Source organism: Actinosynnema sp. NPDC023658 (genome assembly GCF_040639995.1).
Lineage (GTDB): Bacteria > Actinomycetota > Actinomycetes > Mycobacteriales > Pseudonocardiaceae > Actinosynnema.
This window is the reverse complement of sequence record NZ_JBFAAX010000281.1, coordinates 5,362-7,664: the sequence shown is the minus strand read 5'-3', so window position 1 is coordinate 7,664 and position 2,303 is coordinate 5,362. Positions and strand designations below refer to the sequence as shown.

General features: G+C 73.0%; 3 protein-coding genes and 1 pseudogene. 2 read left to right on the top strand and 2 right to left on the bottom strand.

Features of this window, described 5'->3' with window-relative positions; translation table 11 throughout:
* A partial coding sequence (locus AB0G02_RS23820; RefSeq protein WP_360797676.1) for an NAD(P)-binding protein occupies positions 1-720 on the bottom strand: 720 nt, incomplete at its 3' end.
* A 115-nt stretch (positions 721-835) separates the two neighbouring features.
* Here AB0G02_RS23820 and AB0G02_RS23815 point away from each other — a divergent pair.
* Both AB0G02_RS23815 and AB0G02_RS23810 read left to right on the top strand, forming a co-directional pair.
* The gene (locus AB0G02_RS23815) at positions 836-1,465 is read left to right on the top strand and encodes a TetR family transcriptional regulator (protein WP_360797675.1); all 630 of its coding nucleotides are present in this window, start codon (positions 836-838) and stop codon (positions 1,463-1,465) included.
* Positions 1,462-1,932, top strand: coding sequence for a YdeI/OmpD-associated family protein (locus AB0G02_RS23810; RefSeq protein WP_360797674.1), 471 nt, complete (start codon positions 1,462-1,464; stop codon positions 1,930-1,932). The genes AB0G02_RS23815 and AB0G02_RS23810 overlap by 4 nt, the downstream gene beginning before the upstream one ends.
* A gap of 136 nt (positions 1,933-2,068) precedes the next feature.
* On the opposite strand, the pseudogene AB0G02_RS23805 reads toward AB0G02_RS23810, so the two are convergent.
* Positions 2,069-2,303 (bottom strand): annotated as a pseudogene (locus AB0G02_RS23805) (ABC transporter ATP-binding protein); the annotation flags it as partial.

Here is a 2,303-nt window from a genome sequence, read left to right as displayed (position 1 = left end):
CACGAGCGTGACCCTCAGGGAGTCCGACGCGTGCGCCGGGCGGGTGCGGAACCGCACCGGCGCGAACCCGGCGCCGCACCCGGTGTCGTCGGAGACCCAGGAGAACCCGTGGCTGATCGTGCTCGGGATGACGTCCTCGGTCGCCGGGCCGATCGGGAGGCGGCCGTAGACGCACCGGACACCCAGGTCGCGCACGGTCGCGTGCGGGAGCAGCTGCCGGCGCACCGCGGACCAGGCGCCGTCCGCGCCGACCAGGAGATCGCCCTCGTCCGCGCCGCCGCCGGCGAACTCGACCCGCACCCGCCCCGCCTCGGTGATCCGGTAGCCGGTCACCGCGCGTCCGAACCCGACGTCGTCGCCCAGGCCGGTGAGCAGCCCCCGCCGGAACGTGTCGCAGTCCACGCAGGTGATGAGGTCGTCGGTGACGCCGGGGAAGGTCTGCGTCATCACCTCGACCAGTCGGTGGGTGTAGGCAGCCACCACGTCGTCGTTGACCCCGCTGGTGCGGCGCACCAGGTCGAGCGCCTCCGCCGACAGGCAGGCGCGCAGCGCGGCGTTGCCGTTCCGGTCGATGTGCAGGCGGTAGCCCTGGTCGCGGGCGCTCGGCGTGGGATCCCGCTCGTACACGACGACCTCCAGGCCGCCGCGTCGCAGGGCGTGCGCGAGCGCCAACCCGCCGATGCCCGCGCCGGCGATGAGGATCCGCTTGGTCCCCGGCATGTCGTCCCCCCGTTCCGCGCCGCACGGTGCGTCGCCCGACCAGTTTCAAACGTTCGTTTGATTGTGTCAATCGTTCATTTGATAGCGCTGGTGAGCGGGTGTTAAGGTCCTCCCCGTGCCGACGAAACCCCGCCGGTCGCCCGCACCGCAGCAGCGGCAGCGCGACCCGGAGCAGACCCGTGCGTCGATCCTGGCGGCGGCTGCGGTCGAGTTCGGCGCGCACGGCTACGCGGGTGCCCGGGTCGGCGCGATCGCCGCCCGGGCCGGGGTCAACGTGCAGCTGATCTCCTACTACTTCAACGGCAAAGAGGGCCTGTACCAGGTCATGTCGCAGCAGTGGCAGCAGCGGCAGCGCGAGCTGACGCCACCCGGCACGCCGCTGCCCGAGCAGTTGCGGCGTCACGCCCTGGAGGCGTTGCACAACCCGGACGGGCCGCGGCTGCTGGCGTGGAGCGGCCTGCAGTACACCGGCCCGGACGAGGACCCGGACCGCGCGTCGCGCACCCGGATGCTCGTCGAGAGCGTCGACGAGCTGCGGGCGTTGCAGGAGTCCGGCCGGCTGCCCGCCGAGGTGGACCCGTCCTGCCTGCTGGTCATGCTGATGGCCGCCGCCATGGCGCCCACCACCCTGCCGCACGTCATCGAGGGCGTCTGCGACACCGATCCGCGCTCCGCCGGGTTCCTGGAGCACTTCGCGGACCAGGTGGCCCTCCTCGCCCGGCTGGTCGGTGCGGAGCACCCGTGACGACGCGTCGGTTCACCGTCGAGGTCCGCGAGGACGACCGCGGCCGGCTGTTCGTGCCCGTTCCGCTCGACCCCGACGAGGTGTGGGGCGCCAAGGAGCGGCACCACGTCGCGGGCACCGTCGACGGGGTGCGCATCCGAGGCGTCGTCGGGCGGTTCGGTACCGACCGCGGTCTCGTCCTCACCACCTCCTGGCGGCGTGACCACGACCTCGGGCCCGGCGACCGGGTCGAGGTCGTGCTGTCGCCCGAGGGTCCGCAGCGCGACGACCTGGCCGACGACCTCGCGGCGGCGCTCGACGCCAACCCGCGGGCCGCCGCGTTCTTCGACTCGCTGGCCCAGTTCTACCGCCGCGCCTACCTGCGGTGGGTCGACGGCACCAAGCGCCGCCCGGAGGTGCGCGCGGCGCGGATCGCGGAGCTGGTCGACCTCCTGGCCGCCGGGATCAAGCAGCGCCCCGAGCCGTGATCCCGCCCTCCGGTCGAATGGAGCGCGGCGGTCGCGGGCAATCACCACTTCCGGGAGGATTCACGGCGTCGGCGCGCTTCGCGCATTCTTCCCGGCTCCTCCGGCGAAGAGGACATCCGATCCGGACGGGCCCCGGCTACAGCGGCGGGTGCATCGCGACGTAGGCCGCGACGGTCTCTTCGGGCGGGCCGTCCGCGACCACCCGGCCGCCGTCGAACACGATCACCCGGTCGAACCCCGTGATCAGCTCCAGGTCGTGCGACACGACGACGACCCGCTGCGGCAGGTCCTGGATCAGCTTGCCGATCAGGCGCCTGTTCCGCAGGTCCAGCAACGTGGTCGGCTCGTCGAACACCACGTGCTCGGGCTCC